Source organism: Rhizobium sp. PP-F2F-G48 (assembly GCF_004342335.1).
GTDB lineage: Bacteria > Pseudomonadota > Alphaproteobacteria > Rhizobiales > Rhizobiaceae > Ferranicluibacter.
Window position 1 is genome coordinate 740,822 of sequence record NZ_SLVH01000001.1, and the last position, 25,532, is coordinate 766,353.

The window sequence follows — 25,532 nt, forward strand, 5'->3', positions numbered from 1 at the left end:
GTCCCGTGGGCGACGGTGTCGTCGCGGTGGTGGCGGTCGGGCCGTTGGTCGCAAGCCGCCGGCGCGGATCGGCGAGAGGGGCCCCGGCATCTTGCATTCTCAATGTAATGTTATTACATCAATTGCGTTATGCTATAACGTGTGGCATAGCCGCTGGCAACAGGGTCCTCCGGGAAATTTCCGATGTCCGAAACAGATGCTCCTCTCCACGGTTCGCCTTCGCCGCCTTTGGCCGGCGCACGCGCAACGCCTGCGCGCGCCGCCAGCGATGCGCTGGTGACGCTGCGGGAGGTGGGGATCCGCCGGAGCGGGCGCTGGCTGGTGCGGGGCGTCGATTTTTCCGTGTCGCGCGGCGAGATCGTCACGCTGATCGGGCCGAACGGCTCGGGAAAATCCACGACCGCCAAGACCGCGATCGGTGTGCTGAAGCCGGACGAGGGGCGCGTGGAAAAGATCGGCGGGCTGAAGGTCGGCTATGTCCCGCAGAAACTGTCGATCGACTGGACGCTGCCGCTGACGGTGGAGCGGCTGATGACGCTGACCGGGCCCTTGAAGAGCGCCGAAATCTCCGAGGCGCTGTCGTCCACCGGCATCCTGCATCTGGCGCGGGCGGAGGTGCAGCATCTCTCCGGCGGCGAGTTCCAGCGGGCGCTGCTGGCGCGGGCGATCGCCCGCCGGCCGGATCTGCTGGTGCTGGACGAACCGGTGCAGGGGGTCGATTTTTCCGGCGAGATCGCGCTGTACGACCTGATCAAGACCATTCGCAACCGCACCGGCTGCGGCATCCTGCTGATCTCCCACGACCTGCATGTGGTGATGGCGGAGACGGATACGGTGATCTGCCTCAACGGTCATGTCTGTTGCCGCGGCACGCCGCAGGCGGTGAGCCAGAGCCCGGAATATCAGCGCCTGTTCGGCGTGAAGGCCGCGCAGACGCTGGCCGTCTACAATCACGATCATGACCACACCCATCTTCCCGACGGCCGCGTCCTGCATGCGGACGGAAGCCTGACGGATCATTGCCATCCCGAGGACGGCCATCACCCTGACGACCGCCACCCTGACGTTCATCGGGAGCATGATACGGCCGTTGCGGACCACGTGCATGACGACAGCTGCGGCTGTGGCCACAGTCAGATCCGCCTGAAGCGGCTCGAACCGGGGAAGCGCGACCGTGCTTGACGATTTCTTCATTCGCGCCCTCATTGCCGGCGTCGGGCTCGCCATCACGGTCGGGCCGCTCGGCTGCTTCGTGGTCTGGCGGCGCATGGCCTATTTCGGCGACACGATGGCGCATTCCGCGCTGCTCGGCGTGGCGCTGTCGCTGCTGCTCGACCTGAACCTGATGGTCAGCGTCTTCATCGTCGCGGCGCTGGTGTCGCTGCTGCTGCTGGCGCTGCAGAAGCGCGGCGGGCTTTCCACCGATGCGCTGCTCGGCATCCTCTCGCATTCCTCGCTGTCGATCGGCCTCGTCATCGTCGCCTTCATGACCTGGGTGCGGATCGACCTCGTCGGCTTCCTGTTCGGCGATATTCTCGCGGTGTCCGAAGCCGATATCGACATCGTCTGGGGCGGCGGCATTCTCGTGCTGATGGCGCTGGTGATGCTCTGGCGGCCGCTGCTCGCCGCCACGGTCAATCCGGAGATCGCCGAGGCCGAGGGGTTGAAGCCCGAGCGGTCGCGGCTGTTCTTCATGCTCCTGATGGCGCTGGTCATCGCCATTGCCATGAAGATCGTCGGCATCCTGCTCATCACGTCGCTGCTGATCATTCCCGCCGCCACCGCGCGCCGCTTTTCGGCCTCGCCCGAAATCATGGCGGTGTTCGCCTCGCTGATCGGGGCGGTGTCGGTGGTCGGCGGGCTGTTCGGCTCGCTGCATTTCGACACGCCGTCCGGCCCGTCGATCGTGGTCGCGGCCCTCGTCATCTTCGTCCTCAGCCTGCTGCCGTTCGGCCGGCGCGGGCGGGACGGCACGCCCTTTTCACCGCCCGGAGGACATCACTGATGGAGCCACGCAAGCTGACGCGCAACCAGGCGCTGGTGCTGGAAACGCTGACCCAGGCCGAGGCGCCGCTCAGCGCCTACACGATCCTCGACAAGCTGCGCGACCACGGATTTCGCGCGCCGTTGCAGGTCTACCGGGCGCTGGAAAAACTCACCGAATTCGGCATCGTGCACCGGCTGGAGAGCCTCAACGCCTTCGTCGCCTGCACCCATCCGCACGATCACGGGCCGGAGAAGGGCGTGATCGCCTTTGCGATCTGCGAGGATTGCGGGCAGGTGAGCGAGATCAGCGACCCCGAGATCGAGGACCGGCTGGCGCTGCTGGCGACCCGGCGGCGCTTCACCACCGAGAAGACGACCATCGAGATGCGCGGCCATTGCGGCAACTGCACGGCGGCGTGAGCGGGGCTTACGCTTCCTCGATGCGCGTCAAGGTCGCGGCGAAGTTCTGCCAGTTGCGGACATAATTGTCGGCCGAGGCGCGCAGGCCGGCAATGGTGGCCTCGTCCAGCGTGCGCAGGACGCGGGCCGGCGCGCCGACGATCAGCGAATTGTCCGGAAAGATCTTTCCCTCGGTGACGAGCGCATTGGCGCCGACGAGGCAATTGCGGCCGATGACCGCGCCGTTGAGGATGGTGGCCCCCATGCCGACGAGGCTGTTGTCGCCGATGGTGCAGCCATGGACGATGGCGCGGTGGCCGATGGTGCAGCCTTCGCCGATGTTGACCGGATAGCCCGCATCGACATGGACGACCGCGCCTTCCTGGATATTGCTGCGCGCGCCGACGGTGATCGGTTCGTTGTCGCCGCGCAGCACGGCGCCGAACCAGATGCCGACATCCTCGCCCAGAACGACATGGCCCATGACATGCGCGTCCGGCGCGATCCAGTAACGGCCGGCGGCCGGGCAGGTGGGGCGTGTGGCGCCGAGGGCATAGAGGGGCATGGTGGCTCCGGAAATCCGAGGGTTCAGGGTCAGGGTTAAGGGTTCGGTGTTCGGTGTTCAGGCGGGCGGGATGTCGTTCCCCCGCCCGCCCTCATGTTAGAGGCGCATGTCAGACGATGGTGACGGTGAGATCGCCGAAGCCATCGACGCCGCAGGTGACGACATCGCCGCGGGTGACGGCGCTGACGCCGGCCGGCGTGCCGGTGAGGATGATATCGCCGGCGGCGAGCGTGAAGAGTTTCGACAGTTCCGCGATGATCTCCGGGATCTTCCACGTCATCTGCGCGAGGTCGCCATCCTGCCGGATCTCGCCATTGACGGCGAGGTGGATGCGGCCGCTGGCCGGGTCCGGGCAATCCGCTGCCGCGACAAGCGCGGACACCGGGCCGGAATGTTCGAACGCCTTGGCGGCGGCCCAGGGATGGCCCTTGGTCTTCGCCTCCGCCTGCAGATCGCGGCGGGTGAAATCGATGCCGACCGCGTAACCCCAGACGCAATCCATCGCGCGCGCCGGATCGATGTCCGTGCCGCCGGCCTTCAGCGCCACGACCAGTTCGACCTCGTGATGCACATCGCCGGAGCGGGAGGGATAGGGGAAGCCGGAGGCCGGCAGGAGGACGTTTTCGGGGTTCTTCTGGAAGAAGAAGGGCGGCTCGCGCGCGGGGTCATGGCCCATCTCGATCGCGTGGGCGGCATAGTTGCGGCCGACGCAATAGACGCGGCGAACGGGAAAACCGGCCGCGCTGCCGCGAACGGGCAGGATGACGGGCGGGGCGGCGGGGATGACGGTGTTTTCCGTGGCGGTGTTCATGGCGATCCGGGTGCTGGTGACGACAGCGCGAGGATAGCACCGGGGGCAAGCCGCGGGGAAGACGACGGGGTAATTTTGACGCGGATGGTTGCGGATGGACGAAGGGGTTGCCGGATCTCCGGCCTATGCCGGCGTCGCGCCTGTCGAACCGCCGCTTTCAGGGCGGGAGCGCATCTCCACCCGCCTATACGCCGCTCGGCACGCCGCTCGGGATGCTGCCCGCGGGGAAACGGTGTGGCCGGCCGGCGCCGTGTCGTCGCCGGTCGGCCGTCGCGCAGGCGACCTCAGCGGCAGGCGTAGGCCTGGAGCTGGGCGCGGGTGATGAAGGGGCCACCGCTGCGGGTCTTGCGATCCGGGTTGGTGTATTCCAGGCTCGGCACATCGGGGAGGGCCAGAGCCTGGCGCACCGTCATGATGCCGACATCGCGCCGATCGGCGCCACGCTTCACACTCACTTCTACAATGCGATACAGATTTTCCTCGACCATGGTTCTCTCCCTTGCCTCTTTTTTGCGATCCGTTTTCTGAAGACCCGTCTTCCGGCAACATCTTCCGGCAAACAACTTCCGGCACTCGGTTCTCTTCGATCCGTCGTCGTCTTTTCGAGTCCTCGCTCTGCGGCGATTCGCTCTGCGACGTAAGGGCATGTGTTGCTGCGAAGCGGGTTTTTATGAGGCACCTCACCATGAGCTTGCCAGAAACGATGCGCCGCAACCAGCGAAAAATGCGCGAAATCGAAAATAAGGCGGGCATGTAAAGGAAATTTCGTCTCGTTATACTGCACTGCAAAAACATAATGCCAAATTGTGACGTTTTATTTGGCGCTGCGGAACAAATTTCCTTCTGGTTAACTTCATGAGACGTACCTCACACATGCGGAGCAGAGAGATGTCCGACATCAAGACAGGATTTACCGGCGAACTCGAAGACAAGACCACCGTGAAAGCCCAGGTGAAGCGGGCCGCCACCGCCGTGCAGCGGGAGGCCGGCGCGGTGGCGGCAACGGCGCAGGATCACCGGGCGGCGACCGGATCGGTGCTGCTGCTGGTCGGCGCCGCAGCCTTCCTTGCCGGTTACGTGCTCGGCACCAGCGAGCGGCGGGACCGCTGGGACTGGCGCTCCTGGCGGTAATCCGTCCGGCGTGACGTCTTTGGGAGAGGTGGCAGCGGCGGTGCGAGGACCCCAGATATCGGGCTCCAGTGAAATTTTCTCTCGCCGCTGAAATTTTTATTGGGATGGTCTTGTTTCTGCTGCAATGCAGCATTATCTTCTTCTCACCGAAGCACCCCTCCTCCTCCCAGGTGCTTCGCGCGATCCGGGTCACCTCCTCCCGACCCCAGGATCCATTCAAGAAGCCTGCCGCACCTCCTCCCGCGGCAGGCTTTTTTGTTTTGATTCGCCGTGATGGGTTCGAACGGTTCATCGCGGGGCCTTGGCGCCCCGGTCTGCGGGGTTTATGAGGGCGGAAACAGGCGCGGGCGTTCCGACGAGGCGCGCGGCTCCGGCGTTTCGCCGGCCGATCCTTTCAGGCGACGAGACGAGATGATGACGGACATTGCGAACGCTCCCGAGACGGTTCCGACCGGCGCCTACACGGTGCCCGTCTTCGCCGTGGCCCCCATGATCGACTGGACGGATCGGCATTATCGGTTTCTGGCGCGGCAGCTGTCGGCGCATGCGCTGCTCTATACCGAGATGATCGTGGCCGATGCGGTGTTGCGGGGGGATCGGGAGCGGTTGCTGCGGTGTCCGGTGTCCGACACGCCGGTGGCGTTGCAGCTGGGGGGCAGCGATCCGAAGAAGCTGGCGGAGGCGGCGCGGATCGGGGCGGATTTCGGCTATTGCGAGATCAACATGAATGTCGGCTGCCCGTCCGACCGGGTGCAATCCGGCACGTTCGGCGCCTGCCTGATGCGGGAGCCGGCGGTGGTGGCCGACTGCGTGGCGGCGATGAAGGCGGCGGTGGCGCTGCCCGTGACGGTGAAATGCCGGATCGGCGTGGACGATCAGGCGCCGGAGGTGGCGCTGCGCGACCTGCTGTCGCGCGTGCGGGCGGCGGGCGTGGACGGCGTGTGGGTGCATGCGCGCAAGGCCTGGCTGCAGGGGCTTTCGCCCAAGGAGAATCGCGAGATCCCGCCGCTCGATTATGGGCTGGTGCACCGGATCGCGGCCGAAAACCCGGATCTGTTCGTCGGCATCAATGGCGGGCTTCACACGCTCGGCGCGGCTGTGGCGCAGCTTGGCGATGCCGATGCGGGCCGCCGGCTGGATGGCGTGATGCTCGGCCGGGCGGCCTATCACGACAGCGCGATGCTGACGGGGGTGGATCGCGCCTTTCCGCATCCGCTGACCGGGGCGGCGCCGGTGGTGCCGGAGGACGCCGACATGACCGAGGCCGGGCATCGGCGATCGCCCGAGTTCTGGTGCGGCGTGCGGGATGCGATGATGGCCTATGCGGCCGGGCATATCGCGGCCGGCGGGCGGCTGGTGCATGTGACGCGGCACATGGTCGGCCTGTTTCAGGGCTGGCCGGGCGCGCGGCGGTTTCGCCAGATCCTTTCGGCGGAGGCGACGCGGGCCGGGGCCGGGCCGGAGGTGATCTTTGCAGCCTTTGCCGCCGTGCTGGACGCGGCGTCTGTGGCGGGAGAGCGCGACGCGGCCGAGTGAACGGGGGCGGCGTGAATGGGCGGCGTGAAGGGGGGCGGAGAAAAACGGTCCGTTTCAAAAAGCGGTCCGGACAAGGGGGTGCTGCCGTCGTCTCGGACATGAGCGCTCAGTGTATCCCGGGCTTTGGAGGCGGGGAGACGGCGGCAGAGATTTTTGAACAGGGATTTTTGCGCCAACAGAAACGGCGCCACGCGGGCGCCGTTTCCGTAGGGTGTCAGCGGCAGATTAGGCAGCGCTGATGTTGACGGCCTTGGGGCCCTTGCCCATGCGATCCGGCTCGGTGTCGAAGGTGACCTGCTGGCCGTCCTTCAGCGTCTGGAGGCCGGCGGCCTGGAGAGCGGAGATGTGGACGAAAACGTCCTTCGCGCCGCCTTCCGGAGTGATGAAACCAAAACCCTTGTCCTGGTTGAAGAATTTTACGGTGCCTTTGGTGGCCATGGGGGATGTCCTCTGGTCTTCCCTTGCTGTGGTAACCGCACCCCCGGTGCCGGGGAGGCGGGCGGTCGTGCGTGCCGAAAGGGGACACGCGGTCTGGATGTCACGTACGGGAGCAAAGAACGTCTACGCCCATGGGAGCCGCAAGGCCTTGGCCGGCCATCCGCCCCATGCTGCCGTTCGACCGTGTCCACAGCGGGAAACCCCACCGGAACGCCGCCGAGCGGCACAACCACATCAGTCCAGTCTCCGGGATGAACAGCCCGAACGGTATATTTCTGCCAGCAAATACGCGCCTTGGCAAGCGGGTCCGGCGGCGGACGGATCGGAGAAAAAGGCCGCGCCTCCACATTTTCGTCGGATGCATGGCGGAGTGTCCCGAAGCGGTGCACAGCGTCGCGCCATGGCAGCCCCAAGGGTTGATGCCGGAGGCCGGGGCGGGTACTGCAGGGTGGCCGATGTCGAAAGGCCGATGCGGTGAAAGGATTGGGGGCAAGGTGATCGATCCCTATGCGATGCTGGGCGTGGAACGCGATGCCGACGAGGCCGCGATCAAGACCGCCTATCGCCTGGTGGCCAAGACGGCGCATCCCGACCAGGGCGGCGACGCGGCGGCCTTCGGCAAGCTGCAGGCGGCCTACGACCTGCTGCGCGACCCCGTGCGCCGCAAGATCTTCGACGATACCGGCTACGACCCCGAGCTGGCCGACCCACGCGACCTGAAGGGCCTGCTGGTGATCGAGACGCTGGTCAACGAGGTGATCCTGGACGAGCGCGAGCCCGGCAGCTTCGACCCCGTGGCCGCCATGCGCCGCCGGCTTTCCGACGATATCGTCAAGAGCCGCTTCCATATTCTCGAGCTCGAACGCCACCGCACCCGCGTGCGCCAGCACATGGACCGCCTCGGCCGCCGCCCGGACGCCGACGTGCTCGGCTCCATGCTGCGCGCCCGCTCCCAATCCATCGCCGACGCCATCAAGAGCACCGAGAGCCAGATCGAGGTGATCGAGCAGGCCTATCTGATGCTGGAAGGCTATCGCTACGAGCTGGAAGCGGCGCGGGAGGAAGCGGCGGAATAGTGAGGAGTGATTGGTGAGTGGTGAGTAGTGAGTAGTGAGTGGTGAGCAGTGAGCAGTGAGCCGCGATCACGCCGTCGCAAAGCGTCATCGGCAAGCCGACCAAGGGGGCCATTCTCCTTCCCACTGCCCACTGCCCACTGCCCACTGCCGACTGCCTAACCCCTGCTCACGGCTCACCACTCACTCCTCACCATTTTTTCTCCAAAAATCCTGGAATTCCGCCTTGAGCGGGTCGCCGCGGGGGAGGCAGGATCGGGCGACGGCGAGGGCGTTGCGGATGTCGGTGTCCATGGGATCGTTGCCGAGGAGACGGCCCATTTCCTTCAGCGCGCCCGGCGCCAGAAGGGCTTCGACCTCGAACGACAAGGCGAGAATCACGAGAAAATCCTCGACGAGATCGCGCGGCATGCCGGCGAGGCAGCGGGGCAGGACTGTCTCGGCCTGATGGAGGCCGCGGGCCGGATCATGCGGCGTCGCGCCAGGAAGGCTGCAGCACCGGTGCCGGCGGCAGCGGGCGCGGTCGCAGAGCAGGGTCTGGGTGAACAGCCTGTCGGCGGTGGCGCACACGCGGCTGCGTGGCTCGAACGGGCGGGATGGCGCGGGACGCGCGGGCGAGGGGCTGGCGTCGCTGGGGCCGGTGTCGATGGGGGCGGTGTCCATGAGGCTGGTATCGATGGCGCCGGCGTCGATGAGGCTGGCTGGGGGCATCCCGGCCGAACCGGGGCCGGCCGGGGGATGGCCGGCGGGCGTGGGACGGGCCGGCGGGTCGGCGGAGAGGGGACCGGCCAGCGGTTGACCGGCGGAACCGGCGCTGGCCGGCGGATGGTTGGCGGGCACGGGTTTGGCGGGCACGAGACTGGTGGGCACGGGGCTGGCGGGCACGGGATTGGCGGGCATGGGGTTGGTGTGGTTTGGCCCAGTATGACGTGGCCCGGCATGACCTGGCCCGGCCTGAGGTGGCCCGGCGTGAGGTGGCTCGCTCAGCTTTGGTCCGGCATCCCGGAGAGTGGCGAAGGTTTGACCGGCAAGCGTTCGGCTGGCGGGATCGGCCGGTGCGGGGCTCAGGGACGGGGTCGGTCGGGCTTGTGACGTCTCGCGTCGGGCGGCGGATTTTTTGCGGCGTCTGGACATGCGGTCTCCTTCACGCAGGCGGTTCGGCCTCGCGGTGTGGCGCATCGGGGTCTTCCGGCCGTTCGGGCCGAGGGTCGGACGGGGCGCTGGAAGCTGCCGCGTTGATGATGATAAAAATGACACCTTCCGGCGCCCCGTTCGGCGGTTTTTGCCCGCAGGTGCCTCTCTGCCGCCGTCCCGACGCGCCCTGCGGCGCGTCCTCGGACGACGCTCCATGCCGCGAAGGCAAACCCGAACCGTACGGGCGCATCGCTTGCGCGACGCACCGGCGCCTCGGGGGGAGGTCGTTCTGCGAACCGTGACATGGGAGGCGCACGTCGTTCCTCTCACCCCACAGCCGGCTCCGCCTCGCCAGCACGCCTGCCGGTGTATCCGAGAGCGGAACGGGGCCAGTATGCGGGGGCTTGCGCGGCGCGGGGAAAGCGGCGCGCGAAAAATTCTGGAACGTCTTGGGGGCGGCGGGGGGTTCGCCGGCGATCGGCGGCCGGGACGATGGGTGGCCAAGGGTGCGAAGCGGCCGGCGCGTTTCCGGCCTGCCGCTTTGTTTTTATGGAGGTTTCAGCTTTGGGCGACGAGCGGATGGCTCAGCTGTAGCCGCCTTCGGCGCGCTGTTCGGCGGCCGCGCGCTGGGCGCGGTCGAGATCCTCGCCGCCTTTGTTTTTCCCCGGCGGCGCGATGTCGGGTCTGGCCGTCGGGGCGGCATCGCCGGCCGTATGGGTAAGCGGTGCGTGTGCGCGCGGGAGCTGGGCGCTGTCGAAATAGGTGCGGAACGACGCGATCTTGCCGTCCGCCTCTTCCAGCACGCTGACGCCGCCATAATCGAACGCCTCGCCGGCCAGGGTGCCGCGGCTGCGCCATTCGAGAAAGGCGACGCCGTCCGTCTCCTTGACAGTGCGGAATTCGGAGGAAATCTCCTCGAAGGCCGCGCGATACTGCGCCCAGAACCGCCGCGCCGCCACCGCCCCACCCGCCTCATAGGAGACCAGCGGATTGGAAATGCTCGCATCCTCGGCAAACAGGCCGGCGATGGTGTCGGCATCCCGCTCGGATTCGAGGCGGCGAAGGGCGGAAATGAAGGTCTCGGCAAGGGCTGTCATGGGGCGCTCCTGAGGTTTGGGCTCGGGAGGGAACTGGGGTGGGGGTGGGTTGTTCCGGCTTGGACGATTATGTCCGTGAGAGTTGCTTCGTCATGCGTTATAGCTTTCACATCTGAGTTGGATTGGCGGAACGGCTGTCTAATTTTACGACAAAAATTGCGGAGCGATGATGCCATTAGTTCGCCAAGTAAGCCTTCGTTACTTCAAGAGTATCGGTTTATGTGAAGTAAATATGAATGACCTCACTGTCTTGGTTGGTCCTAACGGCAGTGGGAAGAGCAATTTTATCGATTCATTAAATTTTGTAGCTGACTCACTGAACTCCAATTTGGATTTTGCAATTAGACAGCGATCGGGGCTGTCTGCTGTCCGGAAAAGATCCGGTGGGCATCCAACCAATTTTGCCATCAAATTGAGACTATCTCTGCCATCTGGACGCAATGCGGTTTATGCATTTCAAGTCGGAGCGGCTGCGGATGGTTCTCACAAAGTACAAAAGGAGCATTTGCTCATTTCGAGCGATGGTATTGACGTTGTCGAAATGAAATATGAGAATGGTAAAAGGGTTTTTAGTACAGAACCGATTGCACCTGAAGTTATTGCGGATGATAGATTAGCAATACAACTCCTATCGAGTTTTCTCTCGGTGAAGGAATTGTTTGACTCACTTTCCATGATGCGGTTCTACAATATTTATCCGGAGGACTTCAGGCTCCCTCAGCAGCATGATAGTGGCGAATTTCTTTTGAAGACTGGGAAAAATATTGCTGCCGTTCTTCGTATTATGGAGGGCCAACATAATTATGAGTTTAACCGCGTTCGAGAGTACCTTGGGCAAATAGTGGAGCAACTTGAAGGCGTTGAGCACAGGAATCTTGGTCCATCTGAGACGATCGAGTTCCTTCAACGGGTAGCGGGCCAGAAGCACGCATGGCGTTTTTTCGCTTCTCAGATGTCCGATGGTAGCCTCAGGTCACTCGGGATTTTGGTTGCGCTTTTCCAACAATCTCAGAATCCACTTGGAAATCTACTTCTTGGGCTGGAAGAGCCGGAAGCTACAATTCATCCCGGAGCCTGTTCGGTCATAACTGACGCAATTATCGAGGCTTCACGGAAAAAGCAGGTTATCATCACAACCCATAGCCCTGAACTTATCGATCATCCTGGAATTGATATTGAGAATATAAGGATAGTTAAATCGGATGATGGTGATACGCGGATCATGCCAGCAGATGCCGCGAGTAAAAAAGTAATTCGAGATAATCTGATGACAGCAGGAGAACTACTTCGACGCAACCAACTAGCTCCTGCAGACTTAAAAGCTACGCAGTTTAGATTCTGGGACTAAAAATGAATTTAATTTACCCGATTGTAGAAGGGCATGGAGAAGAAAGAGCGGCCCCTGCTCTTATTCGTCGGGCTCTTAGTCAAAAGATGGATGTTTATGATGTCCATGTTTTCAGTCCCTACCGTCTGCCGCGCGGGAAAATGCTCCAGGGGTATGAGTGGATAGGTCCAGTGATGCTTGCCCAAGAAAGGTTAAAGGCTGCAAGTACAGATTCGAATGACACGCTTTTAATACTCGCGATGTGCGATGCCGACGACGATTGCCCGGTCATCTTAAAGCAGAAAATAGATAGTTTCATTGAACCACTTAATCTTGATGTCCAGTTTGAGTTCGTTGCGCCGGATAAAGAGTATGAAGCGTGGTTCCTTGCTGCAGCGCCATCGTTCGCAGGTCATCCAGATTGCAGGGAGGAACTCCCAAATATGCCGCTTTTAGAGACAATCAGGGGAGCTAAAGGGTATTTTGAAAAGCATATTTTGCGCGACGGGCGATATTATTCAGAGACCGTCGATCAAGCAAAATTTAGCTCACTCATAGATTATTCGTTGAATCCGGAAATGAACTGCCGCTCTTTGCAAAGGTTTCTGTCCGTACTTTCGCGGCTGAAAAATTAGGTCATTCACCGCCCCGGCCGCCCCGTCTTCCCCTTCGTCCGGCCCTTCTGCCGCTTCACATCCCCCGCATCTTCATAGCTCCCGACGCCCGCCTTTGCGCGCACCAGCGGGCGGGGGTCGTCGGTGGCGCGTTCGGGTTGGCCTTCGGTCAGCGGTGAGACGCGTTTCGTGGCTTTGGCGGCGTCGGGTTTGACGGGGAGGGCGCCGGGGACGGGTTTTTCGGTGCGGCCGACGGTCATTTCGTCGAGGTCGTTGCGGCGGAAGAGCGGGCGTTCGGTGTCGGTGCCGGGGCCCATATCGTCGAGGTCGTTCTGGCGGAAGAGGGAGGGTGCGGGCTGGGGTTGCCCCTCATCCGCCCTGCGGGCACCTTCTCCCCGCGCGCGGGGAGAAGGGACGGCGCCCGTGGCGCTGTCCGCGTCCTCGTCTTCCGTAGCATTCAGGTCTCGCGCAGCTTTCGGTTTACCGGTGGCGACTTCTTGCCCTTTCGCGGCCTCTCTTGCCTTGGCGGCTTTCTGGTCGGCCTTGCTGACGAAAGCTTCCTGAGCCTTGGCCTCCTGGCGGGCCATCGGGTCGTCCATGGTGGCGAGTTCGGTGGCTTTGAGGCGTTTGATTTCGTCGCGCAGGCGGGCAGCGGTTTCGAAGTCGAGGTCGGTGGCGGCGTTGCGCATCTGTTTTTCGAGCGCTTCGAGATGGGCGGCGAGGTTGTTGCCGACCATGTGGCCGCCGGAGGCAAAACCCTTGCCCGTGGCGCCGCCGATGTCGGCGCGGACGTGGTCGCGTTCGTAGACGCTGTCGAGAATGTCGGAGATCTTGGCCTTGACCGATTCCGGGGTGATGCCGTTGGCTTCGTTGTAGGCCATCTGCTTTTCGCGGCGGCGGGCGGTCTCGTCCATGGCGCGCTGCATGGAGCCGGTGACCTTGTCGGCATAGAGCACGACCTTGCCGTCGACGTTTCGCGCCGCGCGGCCGATGGTCTGGACGAGGGAGGTTTCCGAGCGGAGAAAGCCTTCCTTGTCGGCATCGAGGATGGCGACGAAGCCGCATTCGGGAATGTCGAGGCCTTCGCGCAGCAGGTTGATGCCGACGAGAACGTCGAAGGCGCCGAGGCGGAGATCGCGGATGATCTCGATGCGCTCCAGCGTGTCGATGTCGGAATGCATGTAGCGCACGCGGATGCCCTGCTCGTGCAGATATTCGGTGAGATCCTCGGCCATGCGCTTTGTCAGCACGGTGCAGAGCGTGCGATAGCCCTTGGCGGCGGTGTCGCGGATCTCGCCCAGAACGTCGTCCACCTGGCTCTTGGCCGGGCGGACCTCGACCGGCGGGTCGATCAGGCCGGTGGGGCGGATGACCTGCTCGGCGAAGACGCCGCCGGCCTGTTCCATTTCCCAGGCGGCCGGGGTGGCGGAGACGGCGACGGTATCCGGGCGCATGGCGTCCCATTCCTCGAAGCGCAGCGGCCGGTTGTCCATGCAGGAGGGCAGGCGGAAGCCGTATTCGGCCAGCGTCGCCTTTCGCCGAAAGTCGCCCCGGTACATGCCGCCGATCTGGCTGACGGAGACGTGGCTCTCGTCGATGAACAGGAGGGCATTGTCGGGGATGTATTCGAACAGGGTCGGCGGCGGCTCGCCCGGGCGGCGGCCGGTGAGATAGCGGGAATAATTTTCGATGCCGGCGCAGGAGCCGGTGGCCTCCAGCATTTCGATGTCATAGCGGGTGCGCTGCTCCAGCCGCTGGGCTTCGAGCAGGCGGCCGGCCTTTTCGAGTTCGGCGAGCCGCAGCTTCAGCTCCTCCTTGATCGACTTGATGGCGGCATTCAGCGTCGGACGCGGGGTGACATAGTGGCTGTTGGCGTAGATCTTGACGGAGCGGAGATCGCCGGTCTTGGTGCCGGTCAAAGGGTCGAATTCGGTGATCGCGTCGATCTCGTCGCCGAACATGGAGATGCGCCAGGCCGCATCCTCCAGGTGGGCGGGGAACAGCTCGATCGTATCGCCCCGGACCCGGAAACTGCCGCGCTGAAAATCCATGTCGCGGCGCTTGTATTGCTGGGCGACGAGATCGGCCAGCAGCTGGCGCTGGTCGAGGCGGTCGCCGACCGACATCTGGAAGGCCATGGCGGTGTAGGTTTCCACCGAGCCGATACCATAGATGCAGGAGACCGAGGCGACGATGATGACGTCGTCGCGCTCCAGCAGCGAGCGCGTGGCGGAGTGGCGCATGCGGTCGATCTGCTCGTTGATCGAGCTTTCCTTCTCGATGAACGTATCCGATCGCGGCACATAGGCTTCCGGCTGGTAATAGTCGTAATAGGAGACGAAGTATTCCACCGCATTGTTGGGGAAGAAATTCTTGAACTCGGAATAGAGCTGGGCCGCCAGCGTCTTGTTGGGCGCGAGGATGACGGCCGGGCGCTGGGTCGCCTCGATCACCTTGGCCATGGTAAACGTCTTGCCCGAGCCGGTGACGCCGAGCAGCACCTGGCTGCGCTCGCCATTGCTGAGCCCTTCCACGAGATCCTTGATGGCGGTCGGCTGGTCGCCGGCCGGCTGGTACGCGCTGACCATCTCGATCTGGATGCCGCCTTCGGATTTGGACGGCCGGGCCGGCCGGTGCGGCGTCCACATCTTTCCGTCCTTGAACAGCGGGTTGCCGCTCTCGATCAGGCTGGCCAGCGCATCGACGGTGGCGGTGACCGCGCCGGGGGCGAGCGTGGCGGAGTCCTCCAGCGAGATATCCATGCCCGACACGGCCGGCAGGCCGGCGGCGGCGCGCGATTTCGGATCGCTGGCGCCGCCCATGGAGGTGCCGCGCGCCGATTTCGACGCCTTGGGGGAGAGGGCGGGCTCGACCGGCTTGGCCTTCGCCTTGGCGGCGGCGATCTCGACCTGCTTGCGGTGCTTGCCAGCCTTGGACGCGACATCGCGGCGGCTTTCATGCGAGGTCGCCTCGGCCTCGGCCTCGAGCTGTTTCACCCAGTCGGAGACGGATCCAGAGAGGGGCGCGCCTTCGAACGGCGCCTGCGGCGCTTCGTCGAATCCGGCGGTTTTCGGGGAGGACGCTGCGGGTTTCTTCGGAGATCTGGCCATGCGCGAAATATGGAGAGAGTCTTCCGGAAAAGGAAGGGGAGAGAACGCATCGTGTACGGATCCATCCTCCGTAAGGCCCAAATATCCCGAGCCGTCGCTTACATATTAGAAAGATTTGTATGAGCAAATTCTCTTTAGAGGCGAGAAGCAGAGAGGCGAGGGGCCGGTCATGAAGCAGTTTAGAATTTCCGTGCGATTGTACGGACTGGTGGGAATGGCCTTGATCATCATGGCGGGGGCCATGATCTTTTCGCTGTTCCAATCGCACAACCGGCTGGTCGGGGAGCGCACGTCGATGCTGGCGGCGCTCGACGAGAGCGCGGTCGGCATCTTCACCTATTACAACGGGCTGGAGGTCGCCGGCCACATGACGCGGGATGCCGCGCAGGCCGCGGCGCTGGACGCCGTCCGCGCCATGCGGTTCCAGGAGACCGGCTATCTCTTCGTCAGCGACATGCAGCCGCGCATGATCATGCATCCGCTCCGGCCGGAGATGGAGGGCCAGGACCAGAGCGGTGTCAAGGACGCCGACGGCGAGACCTTCTTCCTGCGCATCGTCGAGACGGTGAAGGCCCAGGGCCGGGGTCTCGTCGAATATCGCTGGGCGAAGCCCGGCGCCGACGCGCCGGTGCTGAAATATACCTATGTCGTCGGCTTCAAGCCCTGGGGCTGGATCGTCGCGACCGGCGTCTATGCCGACGATCTCGCGGCGCTGTTCCGCAGCGGGCTGATGCAGATCGCGATGATCCTCGGCATTGCGGGCCTGGCGATCCTCGGCCTGGCGCTGGCCGTGGTGCGCAGTGTCGTCGGCCCCATCGACCGGCTGAAGACGGCGATGCTGGCGATCTCCCGCGAGGACGTGTCGTCGCCGGTGCCGGCGACGGATCGCGGCGACGAGATCGGCGAGATGGCGAGCGCGCTGGTGACGCTGCGCGACAGCGTCTCGGAACGGATCGCGCTGCGGGACCGCGAGGCGCAGCAGCAGAGCGAGATCGAGGGCGAGCGCCGCAGCAACGAGGCGCAGACCCTGCGCCATGCCGAAGAGCAGGCGCAGGCGATGGCCACCATCGGCGAAGCGCTGGAAGCGCTGGCGCAGGGCGACCTGACGGCCGAGGTGCCGCGGATCTCGCCGGACTATGCCAAGCTGCGCGACGACTTCAACGCGGCCGTGTCCTCGCTGGCGGGGGCGGTGACCTCGATCGCCCGCTCCGCCGACGTCGTGCACGACAATGCCGGCGATATTTCCGAGGCGGCGAACAATCTGTCGCGGCGCACGGAGCAGCAGGCGGCGGCGCTGGAGGAAACGGCGGCGGCACTCGACCAGATCACCTCGACCGTGCGCAACGCCTCGGACCGGGCCGGCGAGGCGCAGGCCATGGTGGCCGAGACCAAGTCGAGCGCGGAGAAATCCGGCGGGATCGTGCGCAATGCGATCGCGGCCATGAGCCGGATCGAGGGCTCGTCCGAGCGGATCGGCCAGATCATCGGCGTGATCGACGAGATCGCCTTCCAGACCAATCTGCTGGCGCTGAATGCCGGGGTCGAGGCGGCGCGGGCCGGCGAGGCGGGACGCGGCTTTGCCGTGGTGGCGCAGGAGGTGCGCGAGCTCGCCCAGCGCTCGGCCAATGCGGCCAAGGAGATCAAGGGCCTGATCCGCACCTCGAGCGACGAGGTGGAAACCGGCGTCGCGCTGGTGCGGTCGACGGGCCAGGCGCTGTCGGAGATCGAAACGCTGGTCAACCGCGTCAACGACCACGTCGTCTCGATCGCCACCTCCGCCCGCGAACAGGCGACCGGCCTGCAGGAGGTCAACATCGCCGTCAACAGCATGGACCAGATGACGCAGCAGAACGCCGCCATGGTGGAGGAAACCACGGCCTCCAGCCAGACGCTGGCCGAGGAAAGCCGCACGCTGATGGCCCTGCTGCAGACCTTTCGGCTGGCGGGGCAGGGTGCTTCTCTCGGGGCGTCCTCGGCGGGGGCATCTTCGGCGGGGGCGTCTTCGGATGGCGGGGGCGTCCGCCCGATTCGGCGGGTTGCCTGAGCGGTGGTGTGACCGTTCCGGCCCGCAGGCGGGGAGAGAACGCATCGTAGGCAGATGCGGCGTGTCGCGGCTGGGGTTAGCCTGACGGCGTGGTGCGGGTTCGGAAGCGCTGGCGGTAGGCGGTGGGGGTGAGGCCGGTTACGCGGGTGAAGATCTTCCGGAAGGCGCCGGGGTCGCTGTAATGGACCTGCCAGGCGATGGCGTCCACCGGATCGCGCGACGACAGCAGCAGGTCGCGGGCCGCCTCGACGCGCAGGCGCTGGACATAATCCCCGGTCGTGTGGCCGGTCGCCGCCTTGAACCGGCGGATGAAGGTGCGCGGATCGAGGCCGGCGCGGTCGGCCATGGCGTCGAGGCGGGTTTCCCTGCCGTGGCTGGCGCCGAGCCAGTGCTGGACCCTGAGGATCGCCGCATCGCCATGGTTCAGGCGGGGCGAGAAGGCGCTGTCATCGCTCTGCTCCCGGCCGGGGGGATCGACCAGGAAAGCCCGGGCGGTGTCCTGCATGACCGCCGCGCCGAGAAAACGCTCGATCAGGATCAGGCCGAGATCGATCCAGGCCATGACGCCGCCGGCGGTGACGATGTCGCCGTCATCGATGATCAGGCGGTCGGCATCGACCCGGATATCGGGGAAGCGGGCGGTGAAATGCGCCTCATAGGTCCAGTGGATCGTGACCGTGCGGCCGGCGAGCAGGCCGGTTTCCGCCAGCACATAGGCGCCCTTGCAGATGGAGCAGAGGCCGGCGCCGCGCGCATGGCCGGCGCGAAGCCAGGCCGCGTAGAACCGCGCCTCGGCCTGCGGCAGGGGATCGCCGAGCCCCGGGGGGATGACGATAACGGTCGGGATATCGGTCGGGCTGTCGGTGGAACTGTCCGATGGAATGGCCGGGGGGCTGGCCGGGGGACTGGCCGGGGTGCTGTTCGGGGCGATGCCGGGGGAGGAGAAGATGCGGGTCGGCGCCTCTTGTCCCGAAAGGCGGGTCCAGTGGCTGACGCGCAGGCGCGGCGGCGTGCCGATCTCGCCCGGCTTACCGGCGGCGATGCGGGTGGCGGCGGCAAGGAGATCGGTCAGGCCGAGCACGGCTGCGGCCTGCGCGCCATCGTAAGAGAGGATCGCGATCTCCGCGACCTGTGCCGGTTTGTCCATATCGCCCGCTTCTTTGTCCGGAATGCCCCTCTTATGGCGGGGGGATCGCGGCTATGACAAGACAGGATTTCTTGAAAGGATACTCCATGAGCCCGCGCGCCCTTCTCGTCGTCGATCTGCAGAACGATTATCTGGCAAAGGGTCGGTTTCCGCTGACGGACATCGACCAGGCCGTCGGCAATGCCGCGCGCGTCGTCGCCGCGGCGCGGCAGGCCGGCGACCTGGTGATCAACATCCGCCATGAAAGCCCGGCCGATGGGCCGTTCTTCGCGGTGGGCACGGACGGGGCGGAGATCGTCGCCGCGATGGCACCGCTGGAAGGTGAGGCGGTGGTGACCAAGCACTATCCCAACGCGTTCCGCGAGACGGCGCTGGCGGAGATGCTGGCCTCTGCCGGTGTTCAGGCGGTCACCGTGATCGGCGCGATGAGCCATATGTGCATCGACGCGACGGCGCGGGCGGCGGCCGATCTCGGCTATGCGACGACGATCGTGGAGGACGCCTGCGCGACGCGCGATCTGGAATTCCAGGGTCGGACCATGCCGGCCGCGACGGTTCACGCCGCCTTCATGTCGGCGCTGGCTTTCGCTTACGGGCAGGTGGTCTCGACCGAGGATTATCTGGCCGGGTAGCCGGTCGGCCGGCGATCGATGCGGCTCAGCGGTCGCCCGGCACCGGCGTCGGGTGGCCGTCCGCGTCGAGGGCGACCATGACGAAGGTGGCGTCGGTGACCTTTTCCATGCGGTCGGACAGGTAGCGCTGGGCCCAGGCCTCGACCTTGAGCGTGATGGAGGTGCGGCCGACGGCGGCGATGTCGGTGTAGATGCAGAGCGTGTCGCCGATCTTGACTGGCAAGGCGAAGGCCATTTCGCGCACGGCGGCGGTGACGACGCGGCCGCGGGCCCGCTCGGCGGCGCGGATGCCGCAGGACAGGTCCATCTGGGCCATGACCCAGCCGCCAAAGATGTCGCCGGCGGCGTTGGCATCGGCCGGCATGGCAAGGGTGCGCAAGGTCAGTTCACCGCTGGGCGTCGTCATGGCCTTCTCCCGTGTGTTGCAGCGCTCCGTGCGCGCGCCGATGGCGAGCCTCGTGCCTATCGCGCTTGTGCGCTTTCGTCATCCCCCCTTGCTGTGGAAAAGCGCCCGCTGCCGCCGGTCCGCCGGGGCGCGAGCGGGGCAAAACGGCGTTTCCGATGGCTCTGTAAGTCGTTTCTACCTAATCTTGGGGTTGAACGGCAGGTTTTTCTTAAAGCTTTACCGGCACGATCGGCGTCATGTTCGTGCGCTTTCGGCGACGATCCCCCTTCCTGCCAGAGCATTGGTTCGGCCGGCGACCGCCTTTTCGGGCGGCGATGGCGCGCGTCCGGCTCCTGCAGCCATTCCAGGAGCGCCCTATGCGTCCAGTTTCGCTTTCCGTCGTCGCGCGCAACGTCGCGATCACCCTGACCCTCGTCTTTCTCGGCCTCGCCACGCTGGTGGCCGCCATGCATGTGCGGCTGAGCGCCCATGTGATGGCCAATGCGGACGTGGACGCGCGCGATGCGAGCCGCGCCATGGCCGTGCTCTACGCCGTGACGGCACCGGCGGTGCGGGTCGCGCTGACGGACGGGCAGCTTTCCGGCGTCACGGCGGAGGCCATGCCCGCGATCGCCAACCACGATCTGGTGGACCGGACGGCGGAGACGATCGGCGGCGTCGCGACGATCTTCGCCAAGCAGGGCGCCGATTACGTGCGGATCTCCACCAATGTGAAGACGGAGACGGGCGCGCGTGCCGTCGGCACCAAGCTTGCGCCCGCGCATCCGGCACAGGCGGCGCTGGCGCGCGGCGCGGCCTATTTCGGCCAGGCGGTGCTGTTCGGGCGCGATTTCATGACCGGCTACGTGCCGGTGACCTCGGCCGCCGGCGCGGTCGTCGGGGTCATCTTCATCGGTATTCCGATGGAGGTCTATTTCGCCAAGATCAACGAACTTCTGGCGCTGTCGCTGGCGACCGGCGCCGGCGTGCTCGTGCTGATGGGCATCGTCGCGACGCTCGCGATCCGCCGGACCATGCGGCCGATGTCGATCCTCACGGGTTCGGTCGAGGCGATTTCGAAGGGCGATCTCGCCGCCCATGTGCCCTATGCCGCGCGAAAAGACGAATTCGGCGCGATCGCCCGGGCGCTTGCCGTGTTTCGCGACAGCGCGCTCTCGCGCCGGCAGATGGAGGAGGACAATGCGGCCGAGCGGGCGCTGACCGACGAGGAACGCGCGGCGCGCGACCGCGAGCGGAGGGCGACGGAAGCCGAGATCGAGCGGGCCGTAACGGCGCTCGGCGCCGGCCTCGACCGGCTCGCGCGCGGCGACCTGACGCAGACGATCGACACGCCCTTTACCGGCCGGCTGGAAACGCTGCGGCAGGATTTCAACGGCTCGATCGCCCGGCTGGATGAGACGCTTACGGGAATTCGCGGAAGCGTCGTTGCGATCCAGACCAATGGCGGCCGGCTGCACGGCTCGGCCGACGACCTGTCCCGCCGCACCGAGGCGCAGGCCGCCTCGCTGGAGCAGACCGCGGCGGCGGTGGAGGAGATCACCGTTACCGTAAAATCCTCGGCCGGGCGGGCGGCGGAGGCCAACGGCCTCGTGCGCGACACCAAGAAGAGCGCCGACGATTCCCGCCATGTGGTGGCGAGCGCGGTGGCGGCGATGGGCCGGATCGAGGCGGCATCGCAGGAGATCGAGCAGATCATCTCCGTCATCGACGACATCGCCTTCCAGACCAACCTGCTGGCGCTGAACGCCGGCATCGAGGCGGCGCGGGCGGGCGACGCGGGCAAGGGCTTTGCCGTGGTGGCGCAGGAGGTGCGCGAACTCGCCCAGCGCTCGGCAGACGCCGCGCGCCAGATCAAGTCGCTGATCGACACTTCGACCAAAGAGGTGGGGGCGGGCTCCAGCCTCGTGACGCAGGCCGGCGCGGTGCTCTCGGCCATCAGCGCCAAGATCTCCGTCATCAGCGAGCATGTGGACATGATCACGACCGCCAGCAGCGACCAGGCCTCGGCGCTGAGCGAGGTCAACACCTCTGTCAACCAGATGGACCAGATGACCCAGCAGAACGCCGCCATGGTGGCCGAAACCACCGCGGCCAGCGGCGCGCTGGCGACGGAAGCCGATGCGCTGATGGCGCTGGTGGAGCAGTTCCGGCTGGGGACAGCCGGTATGTTGGCGGCCGGTATGGGCGGGCAGGGCGACGGGCAGGGCAACGGGCGTGGTGTGGCGGCGCGGATGGGGCGGGCGGCGTGAGGGGGCGCGGGCGGGCCGGGATGCGTTCGTAACCGCGCTGCCGGGGCTTGTCTGCCGGTGCGCGTGTTCCCCGTAAAAAGGCTTGTCAAAGCGCCCGGATGATTGAATATAAGATGTCAATCATCAAGGGGGATGTGATGGAACAGGCAGCAAACGCAGCGGTAAAGGCGACGGCAGGCGGCCCTTTCGAGGCCCTCAGCCCCGTGGATATTCTGAGCTTCGGGGCGATCGGCCTCGGTTTTCTTCTCGCCTTTCTCGCCTACCGGCTTCTCTCTAAGCCCGAAACGCATCACGGGGCCATCTATATCTACATGCTCTTTTGCACGGCACTGGTGCTGATCGGCGCCGGCATTCAAGTCTATGAGATCTACGTGAAAAGCCAGGTGGAACAGAAGGAGGCGCGGATCGCGGACCTCGTGGCCGCGAACGCCGAGGGCGGCGCAAAGGCGAAGGGGCAGATGGCGGCGATCGCCGACCTGCTGGCAACGACCTACGCGCCGCTGAATGCTGTGAATGCCCATGTTACCGACGGGCAGGTCTGCCCTGGGCTTGGCCACGGGGTGCCCTTGCCTGCAGCCGCGACCGATTCCAGCAACATCACGGCGGCGGTCGGCAAGATCAGCTCGGCGCAGGAGATCGCCAAGCAGAACGCGCAGTGACGGTGTCGCGGACGCGCGGATCGGCGGGTCTGGGTGTTGCGCGATCGGCATGGTGACGCGGGCGTCCGCGAGGGCCCCTCATCTGCCTGCCGGCATCTTCTCCCCGCTTGCGGGGAGAAGAGACTCGGGGCGGGGTTTGCCGTGCGCGGTATCGGTGCCGGGTCAGGTGGTGGCGGGGGGCGGGGGCGGTCTTGCCGCGGATGGAAAGGGCGGCGTGCGGGTCGCGACGCTGCGGACGGCGCGTTTCAAAAGTGGCGAGCGTGTTTTAGTCTTGTGCTGACGTCTGCTTATGGTGGGGTCGTCATCACGATGAGATGCCTATGCGATGCCATCAGGGGACGGATGTCGATGCGGTTTATCAATCCCATTCCCTTCGTTCGCGATATCCGGCTGTCCCGCGACTTCTATGAGACGACGCTGGGTCTGACGGTGCTGGAGGATGCGGGGAGCTTCGTGCTGTTCGAGACGGGCTTAGCGATCCACGAGGGTACGGCGCTGGAGCGGACGGTCTGGGGAGACGTTGCGGGTGCGGGCGACGGCTATGGGCGGCGGAACCTGTTGCTGTATTTCGGGCATGACGACGTGGATGCGGCCTTTGCGCGCATCGCGCCGCATGTCGAACTGATCCATCCCGTCGAGCGGCAGGCATGGGGACAACGCGTCTTTCGTTTTTACGATCCGGATGGACATGCGGTCGAGATTGGAGAGCCGCAGGTGACGAGTGACGTGTCCGGTTAGGATGTTTTCGGGCGTGCGATCTGTGACGTCTTCGGGTTTTCGAGGGCCTGGACGACAGGCGGCAACCGGGTCGCCCCTCATCTGCCTGCCGGCATCTTCTCCCCGCTTGCGGGGAGAAGAGACTCGTTGCGGGGTTTGCCGTGCGCGGTATCGGTGCCGGGTCAGGCGGTGGCGGGGGGTGGGTCCGTGGGGGCGGGGAGGCCGAGGCGGAGGCGTTGGCCTCGGGCGTAGCTCAGCGCCCAGTCGTGCTGGACGAAGGATTGCAGGCGTTCGATGCCGTTTTCGATGATGACGACGTTCCATTCGTCGCGGTCGGGGACGACGTGGACGGCTGTGGCTGTTTCCGCCAGAGTCTGGACGGCTGCGGTTGCGTCATACGCTGCGGTCTGTTGCGATTGTTGCATGCCAGGCCCTCCCCCTCGGCGCGCGCGCCGGTCTCCTCCGCATGACTGTCGGCGTCTCGGCGTCTAGGCGCGCGCGTCTCATGCCGTTCACCGTTTCAGGCTGCTCATGTCGTCATGCCATCCGTTCCCAAGCCCCCTCGGAACGCGGGCGGCCTCTGCCCGGATCGGCGGTGCGCAAGGGACCGCCGGTGGGGGGATCGTAGCGGTTTCCAAGGCCGGAGTAAACGGCGGCGCGGGGTCCGAAACCGGACGGACGTAACCTTTCATTTACCATGCTTGCCTAAACTCGGGCGATGGGCGTCTGACCCGCGCTGTGTGCCCGGAAATGACCGAAGAGTGCGGGCAGTCTTGGGCGTGGCGTCACGGCTTCGACCTCTCGGGCCGCGCAGGCTTGGGCGTAAGCCTTGGGACACGGAGTTTTGGGGCGTGACGTCTCGGGACGTGCAGTCTTCGGACGTGAGGTCTTGGGGCGTGCAGTCTTGGGTGCGCCGTCCTGGCTGGGACTGTTGGCCGGGACGTCCCGATCAAGACGGCTGGCCGAGGATGTCTGGCCAAGGGTGGCTGGCCGAGACGGGCGGGCCGCGAGAGGCGGGCCTCTCGGCTGGTTGGGGCGCGCTGCGCCTCTTCTTACAATTCTGGGGCCTTTCGGGGCTTCGGGGCGGTCTGTGGCTGCAGGTCTCCCGGCCGGGGAACCGGTTGCGTTCGAAAAGGCGATATCCGGCATGGCCCAATCTTTTTCTCCTTCCCGTTTTTCTTCGTTCCTTTATTCTTCCTTGTCAGGGGCCGCGTTCCGTCGGCCGCTGGTGTCGGTCGGGCTGATGCTGGCGTTGTCTCTGACCGTGGCGGCGTGCTCGACGGATGCGCTGGAGCCGTCCGAGCGCATCAGCAGCGTGCGGCCCGCGGCACAGGCGCGGCCGGAAAGGGTGGCGCGCGATCCGGTGGAGGCGACGGGATCGCCGGAGGCGATGCAGGCGCAGGCTTCGCCGATCCCGGCAGAGGGAGTGGATATCGACGGGATGGTGACGGCGGGGGCGGGTGTGGGCGGCGTGGTCGGGCTTGCCGAGGAGCAGAGCCGCGACATTCATGCCGGGTCGTCCGGCTATCCCTATCAGACGGCGTCGGCCGGGCCGGTGCTGGTCGACGGGATCGGCACCAACAGCGTGCATGTGCTGTCGGTGCCGTCCGAGGGCGGTGCCATGGCGGCGCCGGGCGGCGGTGTGCCGGCAGCCGCATCCGGGGTCGATCCCGATCTGCCGCCGCTGACGCCCGAGCGGATGGAGATGGAGGGGCGGCGCAAGGCGCAGTTTCTGGAGCAGGAGAGCCGCGTGATGATCGAGCGGCGCGACAGACGGCGGGAGGAGCGGGCGCGCGAGGAGCAGGTGGCGTTTCTGCCGCGCGCAGCACATCCCGCCGATGCGGTGTCCGAGCCCGATTTCAGCGGTCGGATGCCGGCGTCCGAAGTCGCCTGCCGCCAGCGGCTGAAGAAGCTCGGCGTGAGCTTTACCGATGTGCCGCGGATTTCCAACGGCCCCTCCTGCGGCATCGATTATCCGATCCAGCTCTCCGGCCTTTCCGGCAGCATCGCCGTGAAGCCGGCGGTGAAGCTGAACTGCGAGGTGACCGAGGCCTTTGCGCTGTGGGTGAAGAACGAGCTCGCGCCTTCGGCCCGCTATCGCTATCTGAGCGGCATCGGCACCATCAAGCCGCTCGGCGGCTATTCCTGCCGGACGATGAATTCGCGCCGGGGCGCGGCCATGTCGGAGCATGCCCACGGCAATGCGATCGATGTCGGCAAATTCGTGCTGAAGAACGGCAAGGCGATCGACGTGCGCAAGCCCGGCTTCTTCGCCTTCCGGGAAAAGGGCTTGCTGAAAGCCGTGCGGCAGGACAGCTGCAAATATTTCAACACAGTGCTCGGGCCGGGCAGCGATCCGTTTCACAAGGACCATTTCCACTTCGACCTCAGGGAGCGCAAATCCGGCTACCGGCATTGCGACTGAGACGTCCGGCTTAAAAAAATGGCCGGTCTCCT

24 protein-coding genes are annotated in these 25,532 nt (G+C 65.5%); 14 read left to right on the forward strand and 10 right to left on the reverse strand.

What is annotated here, in order from left to right; all coding sequences use genetic code 11:
* Positions 1-183 precede the first annotated feature (183 nt).
* From C8J36_RS03360 to C8J36_RS03370, 3 genes are read left to right on the forward strand one after another with little or no spacing between them, the layout of a single operon-like run.
* Positions 184-1,182, forward strand: coding sequence for a metal ABC transporter ATP-binding protein (locus C8J36_RS03360; RefSeq protein WP_132532618.1), 999 nt, complete (start codon positions 184-186; stop codon positions 1,180-1,182).
* Complete coding sequence (locus C8J36_RS03365; RefSeq protein WP_132532620.1) at positions 1,175-2,005, forward strand: iron chelate uptake ABC transporter family permease subunit; 831 nt, start codon at positions 1,175-1,177, stop codon at positions 2,003-2,005. The genes C8J36_RS03360 and C8J36_RS03365 overlap by 8 nt, the downstream gene beginning before the upstream one ends.
* Positions 2,005-2,406, forward strand: coding sequence for a Fur family transcriptional regulator (locus tag C8J36_RS03370; RefSeq protein ID WP_062592764.1), 402 nt, complete (start codon positions 2,005-2,007; stop codon positions 2,404-2,406). Before C8J36_RS03365 ends, C8J36_RS03370 begins: the two co-directional genes overlap by 1 nt.
* A 7-nt stretch (positions 2,407-2,413) precedes the next feature.
* Here the strand turns inward: C8J36_RS03370 and C8J36_RS03375 are convergent, their stop codons facing one another.
* From C8J36_RS03375 to C8J36_RS03385, 3 genes are all read right to left on the reverse strand, one after another.
* The gene (locus C8J36_RS03375; RefSeq protein WP_132532622.1) at positions 2,414-2,950 is read right to left on the reverse strand and encodes a gamma carbonic anhydrase family protein; all 537 of its coding nucleotides are present in this window, start codon (positions 2,948-2,950) and stop codon (positions 2,414-2,416) included.
* Positions 2,951-3,059: 109 nt separating this feature from the next.
* A complete protein-coding gene (locus C8J36_RS03380) occupies positions 3,060-3,761 on the reverse strand; it encodes a fumarylacetoacetate hydrolase family protein (protein WP_062592768.1) in 702 nt (233 codons plus the stop codon).
* A 284-nt stretch (positions 3,762-4,045) separates the two neighbouring features.
* Positions 4,046-4,249 carry a hypothetical protein gene (locus tag C8J36_RS03385; protein ID WP_062592770.1) on the reverse strand — a complete coding sequence of 68 codons (204 nt, stop codon included), beginning with the start codon at positions 4,247-4,249 and terminating at the stop codon, positions 4,046-4,048.
* A gap of 400 nt (positions 4,250-4,649) precedes the next feature.
* Here C8J36_RS03385 and C8J36_RS03390 point away from each other — a divergent pair, with 400 nt between their 5' ends.
* Positions 4,650-4,892 (forward strand): hypothetical protein, encoded by a 243-nt coding sequence (locus tag C8J36_RS03390; RefSeq protein ID WP_132532624.1) that lies wholly within the window; start codon positions 4,650-4,652, stop codon positions 4,890-4,892.
* Between the two features lie 411 nt (positions 4,893-5,303).
* Positions 5,304-6,428: a tRNA dihydrouridine(20/20a) synthase DusA gene (dusA, locus tag C8J36_RS03395; protein ID WP_132532626.1), complete on the forward strand. Its 1,125-nt coding sequence runs from the start codon at positions 5,304-5,306 to the stop codon at positions 6,426-6,428.
* Positions 6,429-6,653: 225 nt separating this feature from the next.
* Here dusA and C8J36_RS03400 read toward each other — a convergent pair whose 3' ends face one another.
* Complete coding sequence (locus tag C8J36_RS03400; RefSeq protein WP_062473876.1) at positions 6,654-6,866, reverse strand: cold-shock protein; 213 nt, start codon at positions 6,864-6,866, stop codon at positions 6,654-6,656.
* A gap of 455 nt (positions 6,867-7,321) precedes the next feature.
* On the opposite strand from C8J36_RS03400, the gene C8J36_RS03405 reads away from it, so the two are divergent.
* A complete protein-coding gene (locus C8J36_RS03405) occupies positions 7,322-7,942 on the forward strand; it encodes a J domain-containing protein (protein WP_132532628.1) in 621 nt (206 codons plus the stop codon).
* 180 nt (positions 7,943-8,122) lie between these two features.
* On the opposite strand, the gene C8J36_RS03410 is transcribed toward C8J36_RS03405, so the two are convergent.
* Positions 8,123-8,839, reverse strand: a complete 717-nt coding sequence (locus C8J36_RS03410; protein ID WP_132532630.1) for a hypothetical protein — start codon at positions 8,837-8,839, stop codon at positions 8,123-8,125.
* 818 nt (positions 8,840-9,657) lie between these two features.
* Complete coding sequence (locus tag C8J36_RS03415; RefSeq protein WP_132532632.1) at positions 9,658-10,170, reverse strand: nuclear transport factor 2 family protein; 513 nt, start codon at positions 10,168-10,170, stop codon at positions 9,658-9,660.
* A gap of 169 nt (positions 10,171-10,339) precedes the next feature.
* Between C8J36_RS03415 and C8J36_RS03420 the strand changes: the two genes are divergently transcribed.
* On the forward strand, positions 10,340-11,518 hold the full coding sequence (locus tag C8J36_RS03420; RefSeq protein ID WP_165914936.1) for an AAA family ATPase: 1,179 nt from the start codon (positions 10,340-10,342) through the stop codon (positions 11,516-11,518).
* Between the two features lie 2 nt (positions 11,519-11,520).
* Entirely contained in the window at positions 11,521-12,132 is a 612-nt protein-coding gene (locus tag C8J36_RS03425) for a DUF4276 family protein (RefSeq protein ID WP_132532636.1), read from the forward strand.
* A 5-nt stretch (positions 12,133-12,137) separates the two neighbouring features.
* On the opposite strand, the gene uvrB is transcribed toward C8J36_RS03425, so the two are convergent.
* Positions 12,138-15,221 carry an excinuclease ABC subunit UvrB gene (uvrB, locus tag C8J36_RS03430; RefSeq protein ID WP_132532638.1) on the reverse strand — a complete coding sequence of 1,028 codons (3,084 nt, stop codon included), beginning with the start codon at positions 15,219-15,221 and terminating at the stop codon, positions 12,138-12,140.
* 169 nt (positions 15,222-15,390) lie between these two features.
* Between uvrB and C8J36_RS03435 the strand changes: the two genes are divergently transcribed.
* On the forward strand, positions 15,391-17,265 hold the full coding sequence (locus C8J36_RS03435; RefSeq protein ID WP_132532640.1) for a methyl-accepting chemotaxis protein: 1,875 nt from the start codon (positions 15,391-15,393) through the stop codon (positions 17,263-17,265).
* Between the two features lie 76 nt (positions 17,266-17,341).
* On the opposite strand, the gene C8J36_RS03440 is transcribed toward C8J36_RS03435, so the two are convergent.
* The gene (locus tag C8J36_RS03440; protein WP_132532642.1) at positions 17,342-18,412 is read right to left on the reverse strand and encodes a GlxA family transcriptional regulator; all 1,071 of its coding nucleotides are present in this window, start codon (positions 18,410-18,412) and stop codon (positions 17,342-17,344) included.
* Positions 18,413-18,498: 86 nt separating this feature from the next.
* Between C8J36_RS03440 and C8J36_RS03445 the strand changes: the two genes are divergently transcribed.
* On the forward strand, positions 18,499-19,044 hold the full coding sequence (locus C8J36_RS03445) for a cysteine hydrolase family protein (protein ID WP_132532644.1): 546 nt from the start codon (positions 18,499-18,501) through the stop codon (positions 19,042-19,044).
* A gap of 25 nt (positions 19,045-19,069) precedes the next feature.
* Here C8J36_RS03445 and C8J36_RS03450 read toward each other — a convergent pair whose 3' ends face one another.
* A complete protein-coding gene (locus C8J36_RS03450; RefSeq protein ID WP_062592787.1) occupies positions 19,070-19,450 on the reverse strand; it encodes an acyl-CoA thioesterase in 381 nt (126 codons plus the stop codon).
* A gap of 356 nt (positions 19,451-19,806) precedes the next feature.
* Here C8J36_RS03450 and C8J36_RS03455 point away from each other — a divergent pair, with 356 nt between their 5' ends.
* From C8J36_RS03455 to C8J36_RS03465, 3 genes are all read left to right on the forward strand, one after another.
* Positions 19,807-21,699, forward strand: coding sequence for a methyl-accepting chemotaxis protein (locus C8J36_RS03455; protein WP_132532646.1), 1,893 nt, complete (start codon positions 19,807-19,809; stop codon positions 21,697-21,699).
* 47 nt (positions 21,700-21,746) lie between these two features.
* Positions 21,747-22,358 (forward strand): hypothetical protein, encoded by a 612-nt coding sequence (locus C8J36_RS03460; protein WP_132532648.1) that lies wholly within the window; start codon positions 21,747-21,749, stop codon positions 22,356-22,358.
* Between the two features lie 348 nt (positions 22,359-22,706).
* On the forward strand, positions 22,707-23,096 hold the full coding sequence (locus C8J36_RS03465) for a VOC family protein (protein ID WP_132532650.1): 390 nt from the start codon (positions 22,707-22,709) through the stop codon (positions 23,094-23,096).
* Between the two features lie 161 nt (positions 23,097-23,257).
* Here the strand turns inward: C8J36_RS03465 and C8J36_RS03470 are convergent, their stop codons facing one another.
* Positions 23,258-23,500 carry a hypothetical protein gene (locus tag C8J36_RS03470; RefSeq protein WP_245506436.1) on the reverse strand — a complete coding sequence of 81 codons (243 nt, stop codon included), beginning with the start codon at positions 23,498-23,500 and terminating at the stop codon, positions 23,258-23,260.
* Positions 23,501-24,318: 818 nt separating this feature from the next.
* Here C8J36_RS03470 and C8J36_RS03475 point away from each other — a divergent pair.
* Entirely contained in the window at positions 24,319-25,500 is a 1,182-nt protein-coding gene (locus tag C8J36_RS03475) for an extensin family protein (RefSeq protein WP_132532652.1), read from the forward strand.
* The last annotated feature ends 32 nt before the right edge of the window (positions 25,501-25,532 follow it).